Source organism: Thalassobius vesicularis (assembly GCF_004799325.1).
GTDB classification, from domain to species: domain Bacteria; phylum Pseudomonadota; class Alphaproteobacteria; order Rhodobacterales; family Rhodobacteraceae; genus Thalassobius; species Thalassobius vesicularis.
Genome location: NZ_SSMD01000001.1, coordinates 419,217 through 434,529 on the forward strand (window position 1 = coordinate 419,217; position 15,313 = coordinate 434,529).

The 15,313-nt window shown below is 65.0% G+C and carries 15 protein-coding genes; 12 read left to right on the plus strand and 3 right to left on the minus strand.

Annotation, left to right across the window (positions count from 1 at the left end; translation table 11 throughout):
* The first annotated feature begins 37 nt into the window (after nt 1–37).
* The 6 genes from E7681_RS02095 to E7681_RS02120 all read left to right on the plus strand — a co-directional run bounded on the left by E7681_RS02095 (nt 38) and on the right by E7681_RS02120 (nt 5,860).
* Nucleotides 38–1,378, plus strand: coding sequence for an MFS transporter (locus tag E7681_RS02095; RefSeq protein WP_136337599.1), 1,341 nt, complete (start codon nt 38–40; stop codon nt 1,376–1,378).
* Entirely contained in the window at nt 1,357–2,268 is a 912-nt protein-coding gene (gene mepA / locus E7681_RS02100) for a penicillin-insensitive murein endopeptidase (RefSeq protein WP_136337600.1), read from the plus strand. Before E7681_RS02095 ends, mepA begins: the two co-directional genes overlap by 22 nt.
* Nucleotides 2,241–3,155 (plus strand): esterase-like activity of phytase family protein, encoded by a 915-nt coding sequence (locus tag E7681_RS02105; RefSeq protein WP_136337601.1) that lies wholly within the window; start codon nt 2,241–2,243, stop codon nt 3,153–3,155. The genes mepA and E7681_RS02105 overlap by 28 nt, the downstream gene beginning before the upstream one ends.
* A 63-nt stretch (nt 3,156–3,218) precedes the next feature.
* A complete protein-coding gene (locus tag E7681_RS02110) occupies nt 3,219–3,854 on the plus strand; it encodes a queuosine precursor transporter (protein ID WP_136337602.1) in 636 nt (211 codons plus the stop codon).
* A gap of 296 nt (nt 3,855–4,150) precedes the next feature.
* Nucleotides 4,151–4,573 carry an alternative ribosome rescue aminoacyl-tRNA hydrolase ArfB gene (gene arfB, locus E7681_RS02115; RefSeq protein WP_136337603.1) on the plus strand — a complete coding sequence of 141 codons (423 nt, stop codon included), beginning with the start codon at nt 4,151–4,153 and terminating at the stop codon, nt 4,571–4,573.
* 57 nt (nt 4,574–4,630) lie between these two features.
* Entirely contained in the window at nt 4,631–5,860 is a 1,230-nt protein-coding gene (locus tag E7681_RS02120) for an MFS transporter (protein WP_136337604.1), read from the plus strand.
* A gap of 102 nt (nt 5,861–5,962) precedes the next feature.
* Here E7681_RS02120 and E7681_RS02125 read toward each other — a convergent pair whose 3' ends face one another.
* Complete coding sequence (locus E7681_RS02125) at nt 5,963–6,343, minus strand: hypothetical protein (RefSeq protein WP_136337605.1); 381 nt, start codon at nt 6,341–6,343, stop codon at nt 5,963–5,965.
* On the minus strand, nt 6,336–6,587 hold the full coding sequence (locus E7681_RS02130) for a hypothetical protein (RefSeq protein WP_136337606.1): 252 nt from the start codon (nt 6,585–6,587) through the stop codon (nt 6,336–6,338). The genes E7681_RS02125 and E7681_RS02130 overlap by 8 nt, the downstream gene beginning before the upstream one ends.
* 94 nt (nt 6,588–6,681) lie before the next feature.
* On the opposite strand from E7681_RS02130, the gene pncA reads away from it, so the two are divergent.
* The 3 genes from pncA (at nt 6,682) to pncB (ending at nt 10,912) form a co-directional block, all read left to right on the plus strand.
* Nucleotides 6,682–7,284 carry a bifunctional nicotinamidase/pyrazinamidase gene (pncA, locus tag E7681_RS02135; RefSeq protein ID WP_136337607.1) on the plus strand — a complete coding sequence of 201 codons (603 nt, stop codon included), beginning with the start codon at nt 6,682–6,684 and terminating at the stop codon, nt 7,282–7,284.
* Nucleotides 7,285–7,347: 63 nt separating this feature from the next.
* On the plus strand, nt 7,348–9,552 hold the full coding sequence (locus tag E7681_RS02140) for a PAS domain-containing hybrid sensor histidine kinase/response regulator (protein WP_136337608.1): 2,205 nt from the start codon (nt 7,348–7,350) through the stop codon (nt 9,550–9,552).
* 70 nt (nt 9,553–9,622) lie between these two features.
* Entirely contained in the window at nt 9,623–10,912 is a 1,290-nt protein-coding gene (gene pncB / locus E7681_RS02145; RefSeq protein ID WP_136337609.1) for a nicotinate phosphoribosyltransferase, read from the plus strand.
* A 61-nt stretch (nt 10,913–10,973) separates the two neighbouring features.
* Here the strand turns inward: pncB and E7681_RS02150 are convergent, their stop codons facing one another.
* Nucleotides 10,974–12,143 carry an acyl-CoA dehydrogenase family protein gene (locus E7681_RS02150; RefSeq protein WP_136337610.1) on the minus strand — a complete coding sequence of 390 codons (1,170 nt, stop codon included), beginning with the start codon at nt 12,141–12,143 and terminating at the stop codon, nt 10,974–10,976.
* A 135-nt stretch (nt 12,144–12,278) separates the two neighbouring features.
* Between E7681_RS02150 and E7681_RS02155 the strand changes: the two genes are divergently transcribed.
* The 3 genes from E7681_RS02155 (at nt 12,279) to E7681_RS02165 (ending at nt 15,241) form a co-directional block, all read left to right on the plus strand.
* A complete protein-coding gene (locus E7681_RS02155) occupies nt 12,279–13,163 on the plus strand; it encodes a LysR family transcriptional regulator (RefSeq protein ID WP_136337611.1) in 885 nt (294 codons plus the stop codon).
* Between the two features lie 87 nt (nt 13,164–13,250).
* Nucleotides 13,251–13,727 (plus strand): formate dehydrogenase subunit gamma, encoded by a 477-nt coding sequence (locus tag E7681_RS02160; protein ID WP_136337612.1) that lies wholly within the window; start codon nt 13,251–13,253, stop codon nt 13,725–13,727.
* The gene (locus E7681_RS02165; protein WP_136337613.1) at nt 13,724–15,241 is read left to right on the plus strand and encodes a formate dehydrogenase beta subunit; all 1,518 of its coding nucleotides are present in this window, start codon (nt 13,724–13,726) and stop codon (nt 15,239–15,241) included. Before E7681_RS02160 ends, E7681_RS02165 begins: the two co-directional genes overlap by 4 nt.
* The last annotated feature ends 72 nt before the right edge of the window (nt 15,242–15,313 follow it).

The following is a 15,313-nucleotide window of genomic DNA, read 5'->3' on the forward strand; positions in this document are numbered from 1 at the left end:
TAACTTGTGGTCTAGCCAAGGATGATTGGGGCAATCCATGCGCAAACGCATCTGGGGATGGTTTTTCTTTGACTGGGCCAGCCAGCCGTATAACACGCTGCTGATCACGTTCATTTTTGCGCCATATATCAAAGAGTTGCTGGGCGACGGCACCGCTGCCCAATCGGCGTGGGGCTTTGGCATCGGTGCGGCGGGCTTCGTGATCGCCGTTCTGGCGCCGATCCTGGGCGCGATGGCGGACACCTCGGGCAACCGGATGCGCTGGATCTGGCTGTTCTCGGTCATGTACGTGCTGGGTGCGTTCGGCCTGTGGTGGGCCGCCCCCGGCCATTTCAACCTGACCCTGACCCTGCTGTGGTTCGCCGTCGGCATGATCGGGATGGAGTTCGCGACGATCTTTACCAACTCGATGCTGCCCGATCTGGGCACCGAGGAAGACATAGGCCGGATTTCCGGCAACGGCTGGGCGTTCGGCTATGTCGGCGGGCTGTTTGCGCTGGTCATCATGCTGGTGTTCTTTGCCGAAAGCGCGACCACCGGCAAAACCTTTGTCGGCCTGTCCCCTGCCCTGGGTCTGGATGCCGAAGCGCGCGAAGGCACCCGTTTCGTCGGCCCGCTGACGGCGATCTGGTACGCGGTTTTCATGATCCCGTTCTTCCTGTGGGTCCGCGATCCCAAACCCGCCAAACCGCCCAAAGGCGCCGTGCAGAAAGCATTGAAAGAGGTCGTCAGCACCCTGAAGGCCCTGCCATCCAACCCGTCGCTGTTCGCCTATCTGGCCTCGTCGATGTTCTACCGGGACGCGCTGAACGGCATGTACGTGTTCGGCGGCATCTACGCCGCGGGCGTGCTGGGCTGGAGCGTCGTGGACACCGGTGTGTTCGGCATCCTGGCCATCATCTCGGGCGCGATCTTTGCCTGGCTGGGCGGCCATGCGGACAAGAAATTTGGCCCCAAACCTGTGATCAAGGCGTGCATCCTGGTCCTCAGCTTCGTGGCGATCTCGATCGTGTTCGTGGCGCGTGACAGCGTGTACGGCATTCCGGTTGCCGAAGGCTCGAAACTGCCGGACATCGTGTTCTACGTGCTGGGCGCGTTGATCGGCGCGGCAGGGGGCGTGATCCAGTCGGCCAGCCGGACGATGATGGTGCGCCAAGCCAACCCCGAAAAGATGACCGAGGCCTTCGGGCTGTACGCATTGGCGGGCAAGGCGACCTCGTTCCTGGCGCCGCTGTCCATCGGTGTGATGACGGCAGTGACACAAAGCCAGCAACTGGGCGTTTCTCCGCTGATCGTGCTTTTCCTTATCGGACTGGTCCTGCTACGCTGGGTCAAACCCGAAGGGAACCGCCAAACATGGTCCGACGCCTCCTCCTGATTGCCACTGCGTTTTTGATCGCCTCTTGCGGCGGGACGACGACCCCGGTGCCGCATCGCGCGGCGCAGGCTGATATTCCGATCGCCATGCGCTCGGTCGAGGCGAAGAAGCTGTTCGGCGCGCAGTCCAAGGGCTCGGCCCAACCGGCGGAACCGCTGGGCAGCTACGCCAAGGGCTGTCTGGCCGGCGGCGCGCAATTGCCCGAGACCGGCCCGACCTGGCAAGCCATGCGCCTGAGCCGCAACCGCAACTGGGGCTATCCCGAGACGCTGGGATTCATCCGCGACCTGTCGGCCAAAGCGGCGCAAATGCCGGGCTGGAAGGGGCTGTATATCGGCGACGTCAGCCAGCCGCGCGGCGGGCCGATGCTGACCGGGCACCGGAGCCACCAGATCGGTCTGGACATCGACGTCTGGATGCTGCCGCCCAAACGGCTGGACCTGAGCCGCGCCGAACGCGAGGCTATCTCCTCGATTTCATTGAGAAAATCCAACGGTGCCTATGTCAATGAGAACTGGACACCGCAGCACCACGAGCTGATGAAGGCCGCCGCGCAAGACCCGCGTGTCGCCCGGATTTTCGTGTTCCCCGGTGCCAAGGTGCGCATGTGCCAGGACGAAAAGGGCGACCGTTCGTATCTGCGCAAGATCCGGCCGTGGTGGGGGCATCACTACCATTTCCACGTCCGGCTGAACTGCCCGGCGGGTGCGAATTGCGATGAGCAGGATGCTCCGCCGCCCGGCGACGGCTGCAAGGATGCCGAGCAGTGGGTCTATGACATCCTGCACCCCAAACCGCCGGACCCCAACGCGCCGAAACCCAAGCCGCGGCGTGAACTGACAATGAGCGACCTGCCCGGCCAATGCGTCAACGTCTTGCAATCGCAGTAATTTTTCTGGCTCTGCTGGTCGGCCTTGCCGACCGGCGGCCGTTTGATCCCGGCCCGGCTTTGCTGGATCGGGTGCTGGATTTGCCTCGGGACCGGTCCCGGCTGGGGGGCTATTCGGGGCTGCATCTGGCGGAGGACGGGGCGGAATTCGTCATCGTCTCGGATCGCGGGCGCGTGTTGCGGGGAAGCCTGCTGCGCGAGGGCGGGCACCTGTCCGGAGTGCGCGCGAAACCGATTTTGTCGCTGCGGGATACGCGGGGCAAACCGGTGCGGGGGATGGCAAATGACGCCGAAGGGGTGGCCGTTGCGCCGGACGGCACGCTGTTCGTCAGTTTTGAGGGCGCGCATCAGATACTTGCCTATCCCGTCGGCGAAACGACCGGCGCACGCATTGAAACGCCCATCTTTTTCGCCACCCTGCCGAGCAACGGCGGGCTGGAGGCGCTGGCGATCGACCCCGAGGGCCGCCTGATCACCATCCCCGAGCGCAGTTTCCGGCGCAATCGCGCAACCCCCGTCTATCGGCAGGACGTGGACGGCTGGACCGAGCTGCCGGGATACGTGCGCAGCCACGGATTTCTGCCGGTCGGCGCGGATGTCGGCCCCGACGGACGGCTGTATATTCTGGAACGGCACTTTGCCGGATTGGGCTTTGCTAGCCGGGTCCGCTCGTTCGCGCTGGGGCCGGAGCTGAGCGACGCGCGGCTGATCCTGCGCACCCCCGCCCGCCGGCATGGCAACCTGGAGGGGCTGTCGGTCTGGCGCGACGGGCAAGGGCAAATCCGGCTGACCATGATCTCGGACGACAATTTCCTGGCGCTGCTGCCCGGCCAGATCGTGGAATACATTTTGCCGAAATCCCTTGCAAACAAGGGCGCAACCCACTAAACGCCGCCCGTTCCCGATGGTCGGGAACCATGTCGCCGCTACCATGTAAAAACGGATCAGAAAATGAACCGCACCCATATTCCTGGCATTCTTGCCATGGCTGCCATCGTTGTGGCCGCCAATATCCTCGTCCAATTCCTGTTCGGCCAATGGCTGACCTGGGGGGCGTTTACCTATCCCTTCACTTTCCTGGTCACCGACGTGATGAACCGCGTCTATGGCGCAGGCCCCGCGCGCAAGGTCGTCGTGGCCGGTTTCGTCGTGGGCGTCATCTGCTCGCTGATCGGCACGCAGATCATGCTTGAGGGCGACGGCTACACCTATCCGGCCGTCACGCTGCGTATCGCCATCGGCTCGGGCCTGGCGTTCCTTGTGGCGCAACTTGTTGATATCTCTGTGTTTAACAGCCTGCGCAACGGCAGCTGGTGGCGCGCGCCGCTGGCCTCGACGCTGGTGGGCAGCTCGCTGGACACGGCGATCTTCTTCAGCATCGCGTTTTCGGCGGCCCTGACCGGGCTGGAACCGATGAACGATGTCAGCTGGGCGAACGAAGCCCTGCCGCTGATCGGCGTCGGCCCCGTGGTGCCGCTGTGGGTCTCGCTGGGCTTTGCCGACTGGCTGGTGAAGCTGTCGCTTGCTTTGGTGGCACTTGTGCCGTTCCGCATCATCGTGGGGGCACTTACTACCCGCACCACATGATTTTGTTTTGACATTGAGCATTTCTGTGCCACGCTACCAGTGTGAACAACATTCGAAAGGAGGTGCTCTAGTGTCTAACGGGATCGCGGAGAATGGTGTTGGGACAGCGTGGAGGATACGCTAACGGGGCAACCCTCGGGTGCGTAAATCCAAGTTGGTGACCATCTAACCAGGGCCACCTCCTTCAATCTCTGGGGGCCGCACCGCAAGGGCGGCCCTCTTGCTTTGCCGATGGTGTTACAATCGGTTAACCCCGGAAACTGTAAGAAAACCGCCGAAAACCGTACGATTCGAAAATGCTGCGCATCACCGACACGATCACCATTCACGACTGGGAGCTGACCGAGCAGTTCATGCGCGCCTCGGGCCCCGGCGGGCAGAACGTGAACAAGGTGTCCTCGGCGGTGGAACTGCGGTTCGAGGCAGAGCGCAGCCCCTCGCTGACGCCGCCGGTCAAGGCGCGGCTGAAACGGCTGGCCGGTCGGCGCTGGACAAAGGACGGCGCGATCGTGCTGCAATGCGACGAGACCCGCAGCCAGACCCGCAACCGCGAGATCGTGCGCCAACGCCTGGCCGAACTGATCGAACAGGCCACCCACGCGCCCAAGCGGCGCATCCCCACCAAACCGACCAAAGCCAGCCAACGCCGCCGGATCGAGGCCAAGAAACAACGCGGAGAGGTCAAGGCCCTGCGCACCCGCCCCGGCCAGCCAGAATGATCCAGCCGGAATAATACGGGCTGGACAGACGCTCGATTGGCGCAGAATGTCGCCCACATGGGAGCAGATATTCTGGATAGCCGTTACGCGTGGCTCCGCCTTGGAGTGTCGTTGCTGATCGGGATGATCGGCAATATCGGCATGTGGGTGGTGATCGTCGTCATGCCCGCCGTGCAAGCCGAATTCGGGCTAGAGCGCGCGGCGGCCTCGTACCCCTACACCATGACGATGATGGGCTTTGCGCTGGGGAATTTCGCCATCGGTCGCATCGTGGACCGGTTCGGAATCACGGTGGCGCTGTCGGGGGCGGCGGTGATGATCGGGGCCAGCTTCGCGGCGGCAGCTATCAGCCCGACGGTACTGATCCTGACGGCGCTGCACTTCTTCGTGGGCTTCGGCACGGCGGCCAGTTTCGGCCCGCTGATCGCGGATGTCTCGCTGTGGTTCCTGAAACGACGCGGCATCGCGGTGGCCATCGCGGCCAGCGGCAACTACCTGTCTGGCGCAATCTGGCCGGTACTTCTGGCCGGGGTGCAGGCAACGATGGGCTGGCGCGGAGTCTACATGGTGCTGGCGGTGATCGTCGTCGGCGCGGTGGTGCCGCTGTCGCTGTTCCTGCGCCGGCGCGTCCCACTGGAGGCAACGGCCCATTCAGACGCGATCTCGGGCCAACGCGCCCGCTCGGCCGGCTTCAAGCCGGCCACGCTGGCCTGGCTGTTGGGCATTGCGGGGATCGGCTGCTGCATGGCGATGTCGATGCCGCAGGTCCATATCGTCAGCTTCTGCGTAGATCTGGGATATGGTCCGGCGGTGGGCAGCCAAATGCTGTCGCTGATGCTACTGGGAGGCGTGGTCTCACGCCTGATCTCGGGCATGCTGAGCGACCGTCTGGGCGGCGTGAAAACGCTGCTGATCGGGTCGACCCTGCAATGCCTGGCGCTGTTCTTGTACCTGCCCTTCGACGGGCTGGTCTCGCTCTACGTGGTCTCGGCGATCTTCGGCCTCAGCCAGGGCGGCATCGTGCCCAGCTACGCAGTGATCGTGCGCGAATACATGCCCGCGAAAGAAGCCGGCGCCCGCGTCGGTTTCGTCATGATGGCCACGATCCTGGGCATGGCCCTGGGCGGCTGGATGTCGGGCTGGATCTACGACGTGACCGGCAGCTACCAGATGGCCTTCTGGAACGGGATCGTGTGGAATTTCCTGAATATCGGGATCATGCTGCTGATCCTGACCCGCTCGCGCCCCCGTCTGCCGCGCCCCGCCTCTGGCACGGTCACGCCGTGAGTATTTAAGATCAGAAAGAAGCAGAAAGCCGCGCCCTGCCCTTCTTCTTTTTCCAAATATCCCGGGGGTGAGGCCGCAGGCCGAGGGGGCTGGCCCCCTCCTCTACGGTTCAGTCTGAACAGGCAGCAGGGGGACGCGCCGCGCCAGCTCGCTTTGAATCAGGTCTGCAGGGTAGATTTGGCGCAGGTCCAGTTGGGCCAATTCGGGAAGGGCGCGCAGGAAATCGTTGGGGGTTTGGTCGGGCACGTATCGGCGGGCGATTTCGCTGAGCCAGGCGAAGGTCAGTGTGGCATTGAACTTCTTGGGCGCGCCGGCGGCGGTGGTCAGGCGTTGCAGGCCGCGGGCGATGCGGGCGTGGGCGGTGTAGAAGTCGCCTTCGGTCAGCGCCTGTACGGTAATGCCGATATGGGCCGTGTGGCTGAATGTGGACGGGTCCAGAGTGCCTGCGTCCAGCTGGGCCAGCATCTGTGCATAGTCAGGCATCGGGCGTTTCCCGCAGTTTGTGGCTGTCGGCGGCGCTCAGGTCCAACTCGTAGACCTGTTTCAGCAGTGCGATCTTTTCCAGCGTGGCGGGCGAGAACGGCGCCTTGCCTTCGAAGGCGTGCAGCGCCATGCCCTCGACCAGTTCGGCGACGGGCATATCCAGGTGTTCGGCCAGGGCCTTCATCACCTTGAGCAGGCGTTTTTCCAGACGCAGGCCGGTTTGTGTGCGTTCGATCTGTTTCATGCGGCAATCTTGGTACCTTGGTACCTGATTCGCAAGCGCAAAGATTGACGCCGCCGGACGTGCGCCCTACGCCTTTGCACAAAGGAGAGCCGAGATGACCCAAGCCCTGATCGTGATCGACGTGCAGAACGATTTTTGCCCCGGCGGCGCGCTGGCTGTGCCCGAGGGCGACCTGATCGTCCCGGGGATCAACCGGCTGATGGAGGAGGCTGAAACCGTCGTGCTGACGCAGGATTGGCACCCGTCCGACCACAGCTCTTTCGCGTCGCAGCATGACGGGGCGGCGCCGTTCAGCCTGACGCAGATGAGCTATGGCCCGCAGGTTCTGTGGCCGGATCATTGCGTGCAGGGGACGGATGGCGCGGCGTTTCACGCTGATCTGGCGGTGGACCGGGCGCAGATGATCCTGCGCAAGGGGTTTCGGCGCGGGATCGACAGCTACTCGGCCTTTTTCGAGAACGACCATGTGACGCCGACCGGGCTGGAGGGGTATCTGCGCACGCGTGGGGTGACGCGCGTGCGGATGGTCGGGCTGGCGACGGATTTCTGCGTGAATTTCTCGGCCGTGGATGCGGCCCGGCTGGGGTTCGAGGTCGAGGTGCGGCTGGACCTGTGCCGGGCGATTGATCTGGACGGCTCGCTTGCCGCCGCGCTGGAGGGGATGCGGGCGGCCGGGGTGAAACTTTCGGACGGCTGATAAGGCCCTGTTTACCATTGCTGGCGGATAGTGCGGGGCAAGACCCCTGGCACGGACCCGCACATGACCGACACTGCCTCTACCGTCGAAACCTTCGACGCGCGCTATACGCCCGAGGGGCGACTGCGGCGCTATGCGCAGGGCAGGCTGCGCAGTTTCTGGTCGCGGCAGATTTTGACGCTGTCGGGATCAGTTTTTCTGGTGTTCCTGGTCTCGCCGGTGATCGGCGCCATCGCCTGCGCGCTGGCCCTGCTGGGCGAGGCGCTGGACTGCCTGCTGCTGCGGCGCGTGCCCTTGATGCTGGACCGGGGCGTGCCGTTCGTGCGGGTCCGGCTGTGGACGACCGTGACGGGTGCCGTGCAGGCGATGACGATCTCAGGCGCGGTGGCGCTGTCTTGGTTCAACACCCCGCATGAGGGCGGGACGTTCTTTACCCTGGCCTACCTGACCGGCGCGGTGATCAATGCCGGGATCGTGCTGCCGTTCCATCCGGCGGCGACTCTGGCGCGGCTGGGGGTCTATGCCAGCTGCGTGGTGCTGCTGTTCGCGCATATGGCGCTGTTCGCCCTGCCCGACCCGCCGGAATTGATGATTTTCGACCTGCTGGGCGCGACGATGATGGCCTACATGGCGCATATCTTCGTGCGCTACATGGTGCAGGGGTTTGCGCGCCAACGGCAAAACCGGCGCGACGCCCTGCTGCGGAGCGAGGATCTGGCCCGCGCCTATGTCGAGCTGCGCGAGAACCAGAAAGACGCCCGCCGCCTGTCTCTGGTCGCGCGCCACGCGATGGACAGCGTGATCATGTCGGACGCAGAGGGCCGCATTCAGTGGGTCAATCACACGTTCGAAAAGGTGACCGGCTACAGCATGGCGGAGGTGCTGGGCCGCCGCCCGAGCGAGTTTCTGAACGGCCCCGAAACCAGCGCGGCCGTCTCGGACCAAATCGCTGCCGCGATCGGCGCGGGGCGGTCGCACCGGGCCGAGATTCTGAACTATCGCAAGGACGGCCAGAAAATCTGGATGGAGATCACGCTGGTCCCCGTGCTCGACGAAACCGGCGCGGTCGAGACGGTCGTCTCGGTCGAGCGGGACGTGACGCAAGCGCGCAAACACGCGCAGGAACTGGCCCGCGCCAAGCTGGATGCCGAAGCGGCCACGCGCGCGAAATCGGACTTCCTGGCCACGATGAGCCACGAAATCCGCACCCCGATGAACGGCGTGATCGGCATGGCCGACCTGCTGTGCGAGGCGGATTTGCCGCCCACTTATCACGACTATGCCGAAACCATCCGCCACTCGGCCGAGGCGCTGCTGACCATCCTGAACGACATCCTGGACTTGTCCAAGCTAGAGGCCGGGCGGGTCGAACTGAGTCCGATCGACTTTGACCCCGGCGCATGCCTGGACAACGTGGTCCGGCTATTGCGGTCACAGGCCAGCGCGCGGGGGCTGTATCTGGGCCTGGAAACCGACGGCGTCCCGCCACATCTGCGCGGTGACGACACGCGGTTGCGGCAGGTGCTGCTGAACGTGATCGGTAACGCAGTGAAATTCACCGAAGCCGGCGGCGTCACCGTCCACGCTCATGCCCGCCCGGAGAGTGACGGCTGGCGACTGAGGATCGAGATTCGCGACACCGGTGTCGGCATTCCGCAGGACCGGCTGGACCACATCTTTGACCCGTTCGCGCAGGCCGACGCCGCCACCACGCGCCGGTTCGGCGGCACCGGGCTGGGGCTGTCGATCTCGCGCCGGCTGTGCGAGGCGATGGGCGGCACGATTTCCGCCCGGTCCGAACCCGGAAGCGGCTCGTGCTTTGTGATCGACCTGCCGATGGCGCGCGCTTTGAGCCCCGGGGCAGAGGCTGGTTCGTCCCTGTCGGACGCCGGGCTGCCCGAAGCTCTGACCGTGCTGGTCGCCGAAGACAACAGCACCAACCGCAAAATCATCGAGAAATTCCTGCAAAAGACCCCGATCCGGCTGCTGTTTGCATTGGACGGGGTCGAAGCGATCGAAATGGTCCAGCATCACCGACCGGACATCGTGTACATGGATATGGCGATGCCGCGGATGGACGGGCTGACCGCGACCCGCCACATACGGGACGGCCCCGGACCGCAACCGCGCATCGTGGCACTGACGGCAAACGGGTTTGCCAGCGACAGGGCCGCCTGTCTGGCCGCCGGCATGGACGGGTTCCTGACCAAACCGCTGCGCAAGGCCGATTTGTACCGCAACCTGTCCGAGATGCGGCCGACCAGCTGACTGCGAAAGGGCTTTTCCCACGGATTCCGCTGACGTATCAACGGTGTGAAGCATCAAAAGGACCGCACCGTTGGACATCGCCACCCGAGTCTGGAGCCACAAGTGGAAGATCGACCCGATCGTGCGGTCTTTGATCGACACGGATTTCTACAAGCTGCTGATGTGCCAGTCGGTGTTTCGCAACAACCCGGACACGCAGGTGACGTTCAGCCTGATCAACCGATCCAGCTCGATCCGGCTGGCCGATCTGATCGACGAGGGCGAGTTGCGCGAACAGCTGGACCACATCCGGTCGCTGTCGCTGAGCCGGGGGGAGTCGACGTGGCTGCGCGGGAACACCTTTTACGGCAAACGCCAGATGTTCCGGCCCGATTTCATGGAGTGGTTCGAGGCGCTGCGGCTGCCGGATTACCACCTGGAAAAACGCGACGGGCAGTATGAGCTGACCTTTGAGGGCAGCTGGCCCGAGGTGATGATGTGGGAAATCCCGGCGCTGGCCGTGCTGATGGAACTGCGCGGACGCGCGGTGCTGCACGACATGGGCCGGTTCGAATTGCAGGTGCTGTACGCCCGCGCGATGACCAAGCTGTGGGGCAAGGTCGAAAACCTGCGCGACATCCCGGGGCTGAAGATCGCGGATTTCGGGACGCGGCGGCGGCACTCGTTCCTGTGGCAGGACTGGTGCGTGCAGGCCATGTGCGAGGGGCTGGGGGGCGCATTCGTGGGCACCTCGAACTGCCTGATCGCCAAGAGCCGGGATCTGGAGGCGATCGGCACCAACGCGCATGAGCTGCCGATGGTCTATGCGGCGCTGGCTGAGAGCGATGCCGCACTGGCGCAGGCGCCCTATCAGGTGCTGGCCGACTGGCATGAAGAGCACGACGGCAACCTGCGGATCATCCTGCCGGATACATACGGCACCGAAGGGTTTCTGCGCAACGCGCCGGACTGGCTGGCGGGCTGGACGGGGATCCGGATCGACAGCGGCGACCCGGCGGCGGGTGCCGAGACGGCGATCCGCTGGTGGCGCGAGCGCGGCGAGGATCCGACGCAGAAGATGGTGATCTTCTCGGACGGGTTGGAGGTGGACAAGATCCGCGAGTTGCACCAGCAGTTTGCGGGACGGTGCCGCCCCTCGTTCGGGTGGGGGACATTGCTGACCAACGATTTCCGCGGCCTGACCGAGGGCGACGCGCTGGCGCCGTTTTCACTGGTGTGCAAGGCGGTGAGCGCGAACGGGCGGCCGACGGTGAAGCTGTCGGACAACCCCAACAAGGCGATGGGCCCGGCGGACGAGATTGCGCGGTACAAGCGCGTGTTCGGCGTGGGCGCTCAGGACCGGATGGACGTGATCGTGTGAGACGGGCGAGGGGCCAGCCCCTCGCGCACCCCGGGATATTTGGAAAAAGAAGAAGGCAGGGTCAGAGACCCTGCGCGGCCTTGATGATGTTGCGGGCGATGATGATCTGCTGGATCTGGCTGGTGCCTTCGTAGATGCGCAGCAGGCGGGCGTCGCGGTAGAGGCGCTCGATCGGGTATTCGGCCATGTAGCCGGCGCCGCCGTGGACCTGAACGGCGCGGTCGGCGACGCGGCCGGCCATTTCGGTGCAGAAATATTTGGCGCAGGAGGCTTCGAGGGCAGCGGCCCCGGTGGCGTCGTATTTGCGGGCGGTTTCGCGGACGAGGGCGCGGCCGGCGGCCAGTTCGGCCTGGCAATCGGCCAGCAGGCCCTGCACCAGTTGGTGGTCGCTGATCGGGACACCGAATTGCTGGCGGGTCATGGCGTAGGTCAGCGCCTCGTCCAGCATGCGTTGGGCGGTGCCGACGGCCATCGAGGAGACGTGGATGCGGCCACGGTCCAGCACCTTCATCGCGGTGCGGAAGCCGCGGTTGAGGTTTTTCGGGCCGCCGACGATACAGTCTGCCGGGATGCGGACGTCTTCGAGGATAACGTCCGAGGTTTTGGTGCCCTTCTGCCCCATCTTCTTGTCGGGCGTGGCGATGGTGATGCCCGGCGTGTCGGCGGGCAGCAGGAAGGCCGAGACGCCGCCCGCGCCGGGATCGTCGGGATTGGTGCGCGCGAACAGGGTGAAGACGTCGGCGCGGATGGCGTTGGTGATGTAACGCTTGGTGCCGTTGATGATGAAATCGCTGCCATCGGCGCGGGCCGAGGTGCGGATATGCGAGGCGTCGGAGCCGTGGTCAGGTTCCGTCAGCGCGAAGGAGGCGATCAGTTCGCCCGAGGCGAGGCCGGGCAGGTATTGCTGTTTCTGGGCCTCGGTCCCCTCCATCACGATGCCCTGCGCGCCGATGCCGACATTGGTGCCGACGAGCGAGCGGAAGGACATGGAGGCGTAGCACAGCGCCTCGACCACTTGGGATTCTTGCAGGGTGGACAGGGCAAGGCCGCCGTATTCCTCGGGGATGGACAGGCCGAACAGGCCCAGATCGCGCATGTCCTGCACGATGTCGGCGGGGATGTCGTCCAGCGCCTCGAGCTGCGGTTCGGCGGGGACCAGGCGTTCGCGGGCAAACCGGCGGACGGTGTCCAGCACCTGGCTAAAGGTTTCGTCGTCCATGGCGTGTGTCATGTGCCCCTCCCTCGGCAATGCTTTCCGGCTAATTATTCACATGCTATCAATTTTGAAAACCCCCTTGCGACTGGACGGGGGCGCGGCAGTTTGATTTGATTTGGCAATCAAAGACGGCCGTTTTGACAGGGAATCATGATTACCAAGCTGGAAATGCTGATTGCACTGGCGAAGGAACGCCATTTCGGACGGGCGGCGGAAAGTCTGGGCATCACGCAGCCCAGCCTGTCGGCGGGCATCAAGCAGCTGGAGGAACAGCTGGGCGTCAAGCTGGTGCAGCGGGGATCTCGATTCGGCGGGCTGACGCCCGAGGGGCAACGGGCGCTGGAGATGGCGCGCGGGATCGTGCGGGACACACGGCGCCTGCGCGAGGAGATGCGCGCCTCGCGGCACGGGTTGGCAGGGCAGATCCGGCTGGCGGTGATCCCAACGGCGCTGACATGGGCCTCGTCCCTGGCGACGCGGTTCAACGCGGCGCATCCGAATGTGGGGTTCTCGATCATGTCGCGCAGTTCGACCGAGGTGCTGGACATGATCGCCAACCTGGAGGCGGATGCCGGGATTTCCTATCTGGATAACGAGCCGCTGGGCCGGATGGCCGTGCAGACGCTGTACCGCGAACGCTATACGCTGGTGTGTCATCAGGCGCATCCGCTGGCGCGGCGGGCCTCGGTCGGGTGGCGGGATCTGACGGGGCTGAAGCTGTGCCTGCTGTCGCCGGACATGCAGAACCGGCGGATCATCAACCGCAACTTTGCCGAAGCGGGGCTGGTACCCGAGGCGATGATCGAGTCGAACTCGACCGTGGTACTGGTGTCGAACGTGGCGGCGGGCGAGTGGGTGACCATTCTGCCGACCGATCTGGCCGGGTTCCTGTCGGCCGGGCATCCGCTGAGCGTGGTGCCGCTGGAGGGGGGGATCAGCGCGCATTCGGTGGGCCTGATCGCCCCGCATCAGGAGCCGCAGACGCCGCTGCTGGGGGCGCTGTTCGAGGCGGGTCTGGGGCTGGCAGAACGATAGGCAATGTCTATCGTTTGACGGATCAGCAATATTGATTGACGATTGAACTGAGCGTAGCAGGGGGTTGGAATTTCAGTCGAGGCCCGCATGACCCAGATCACGCCCGCACCGCGCCCCGAGGACCTTCGGGAGCTGATCGCCAGCCAGATGCATCTTGAAGGGCCGCTGCTGCCCATTTTGCACGCGATTCAAGAGAGTTACGGACATGTGCCGCAAAGCGCCGTGCCGCTGATTGCGGACGCGCTGAACATCGGCAAGGCCGAGGTGCACGGGGTCATCAGCTTTTACCACGATTTCCGGGATGCTCCGGCCGGGCGGCATGTCGTCAAGATTTGCCGGGCCGAGGCGTGTCAGGCGGTCGGCGGCACGGCGGTGGCCGAGCACGCGTTGCAGCGGTTGGGTGTCGAATGGCACGGCACCACGGCCAATGGCGCGGTGACGATCGAGCCGGTCTATTGCCTGGGCCTGTGCGCCTGCGCGCCGGCGGCGATGGTGGACGGGCGCGTCGTGGGTCGGGTGGACGCGGCACGGATGGATGAGTTGCTGTCGGAGGCGGGCGCATGAAGATTTACGTCTCGATGGACAGTGCGGCCAAGGCGGTGGGCGCGGATCAGGTGGCTGAGGCCTTGGCGGCCGAGGTGGCGGCCCACGGGCTGGACGCGCAGATCGTGCGGACCGGCAGCCGGGGCATGATCTGGCTGGAGCCTCTGGTCGAGGTGGATCGCGGCGCGGGGCGTGTGGCCTATGGCAACGCGGCGCCTGCGGATGCGGCCGGGATCGTCGCGGGCACGGCCCCGGATCTGGGCCTGACCGAGGAGATCCCGTTCTTCGCGGCGCAAACGCGGCTGACCTTTGCCCGCTGCGGCGTGACGGACCCGCTGTCGCTGAGCGATTACGAGGCGCATGGCGGGCTGGCGGGCCTGCGCCGCGCGCTGGGAATGGACCGGGCCGCGATGGTGGACGAGGTGAAGACATCGGGCCTGCGCGGGCGCGGTGGGGCGGGGTTCCCGACGGGGATCAAGTGGGAGACCGTCTCGAACGCCAAGGCCGATCAGAAATACATCGTGTGCAACGCGGATGAGGGCGACAGTGGCACATTTGCCGACCGGATGATCATGGAGGGCGACCCGTTCTGCCTGATCGAAGGAATGGTGATTGCCGGGCTGGCGACCGGGGCGACCAAGGGCTTCGTCTATCTGCGCAGCGAGTACCCCGATGCGATCGTGGTGATGCAGCGCGCCGTGGAACTGGCGCGCGACGCCGGGGTTCTGGGGGCGTCTGTGCTGGGCAGCGGCCATGCGTTCGATATGGAAATCCGCGTGGGTGCGGGGGCCTATGTGTGCGGCGAGGAGACGAGCCTGCTGAACTCGCTGGAGGGCAAGCGCGGGATCGTGCGGGCCAAGCCGCCGCTGCCGGCGCTGGAGGGCTTCTTGGGCAAGCCCACCGTGGTGAACAACGTGCTGTCGCTGGCGACGATCCCGGTGATCTTTGAAAAAGGCGCGGCGCATTATTCGGGCTTTGGGCTGGGCCGGTCGCGCGGAACGATGCCGATCCAGCTGGCGGGAAATATCCGCCACGGCGGGCTGTTCGAGACGGCGTTCGGGATGCCTTTGGGTGAGCTGGTCAATGGGATCGGGGGCGGCACGGCCTCGGGGAGGGCGGTGAAGGCGGTGCAGGTGGGCGGGCCTTTGGGGGCCTATCTGCCGGTCTCGAAATTCGACACGGCCTTTGGGTACGAGGAGTTCGACCGCGAAGGCGCCTTGATTGGGCACGCGGGTGTGGTGGTGTTCGATGAGAGCGCCGACATGCTGAAGATGGCGCGGTTCGCGATGGAGTTCTGCGCGGTGGAAAGCTGCGGGAAATGCACGCCCTGCCGCATCGGCGCGGTGCGCGGGGTCGAGACGATTGACCGGATCGCGGCAGGTGATGCCGGGGCGGTCGAGGTGCTGGAAGACCTGTGCGAAGTGATGAAGGACGGGTCTTTGTGCGCGTTAGGTGGGTTCACGCCTTTCCCGGTGATGTCGGCGCTGCGGGAATTCCCCGAGGATTTCCCGGTGGTGCGGGAGGCGGCGGAATGATGGCGCGCGCTGGTTTTGAGTGCGGGAGCGAGGGGCCAGCCCCTCGCGCACCCCGGGATATTTGGAAAAAGA

What these genes read in the sequence shown, in the direction of transcription:
- pncA (WP_136337607.1), top strand. Translation starts at nt 6,682, where the DNA reads ATGACCCAAGCCCTGATCGTGATCGACGTGCAGAACGATTTTTGCCCC.
- E7681_RS02140 (WP_136337608.1), top strand. Translation starts at nt 7,348, where the DNA reads ATGACCGACACTGCCTCTACCGTCGAAACCTTCGACGCGCGCTATACG.
- E7681_RS02095 (WP_136337599.1), top strand. Translation starts at nt 38, where the DNA reads ATGCGCAAACGCATCTGGGGATGGTTTTTCTTTGACTGGGCCAGCCAG.
- E7681_RS02110 (WP_136337602.1), top strand. Translation starts at nt 3,219, where the DNA reads ATGAACCGCACCCATATTCCTGGCATTCTTGCCATGGCTGCCATCGTT.
- E7681_RS02130 (WP_136337606.1), bottom strand. Translation starts at nt 6,587, where the DNA reads ATGAAACAGATCGAACGCACACAAACCGGCCTGCGTCTGGAAAAACGC.
- E7681_RS02165 (WP_136337613.1), top strand. Translation starts at nt 13,724, where the DNA reads ATGAAGATTTACGTCTCGATGGACAGTGCGGCCAAGGCGGTGGGCGCG.
- E7681_RS02125 (WP_136337605.1), bottom strand. Translation starts at nt 6,343, where the DNA reads ATGCCTGACTATGCACAGATGCTGGCCCAGCTGGACGCAGGCACTCTG.
- E7681_RS02120 (WP_136337604.1), top strand. Translation starts at nt 4,631, where the DNA reads ATGGGAGCAGATATTCTGGATAGCCGTTACGCGTGGCTCCGCCTTGGA.
- E7681_RS02105 (WP_136337601.1), top strand. Translation starts at nt 2,241, where the DNA reads ATGCGTCAACGTCTTGCAATCGCAGTAATTTTTCTGGCTCTGCTGGTC.
- E7681_RS02155 (WP_136337611.1), top strand. Translation starts at nt 12,279, where the DNA reads ATGATTACCAAGCTGGAAATGCTGATTGCACTGGCGAAGGAACGCCAT.
- E7681_RS02150 (WP_136337610.1), bottom strand. Translation starts at nt 12,143, where the DNA reads ATGACACACGCCATGGACGACGAAACCTTTAGCCAGGTGCTGGACACC.
- mepA (WP_136337600.1), top strand. Translation starts at nt 1,357, where the DNA reads ATGGTCCGACGCCTCCTCCTGATTGCCACTGCGTTTTTGATCGCCTCT.
- arfB (WP_136337603.1), top strand. Translation starts at nt 4,151, where the DNA reads ATGCTGCGCATCACCGACACGATCACCATTCACGACTGGGAGCTGACC.
- E7681_RS02160 (WP_136337612.1), top strand. Translation starts at nt 13,251, where the DNA reads ATGACCCAGATCACGCCCGCACCGCGCCCCGAGGACCTTCGGGAGCTG.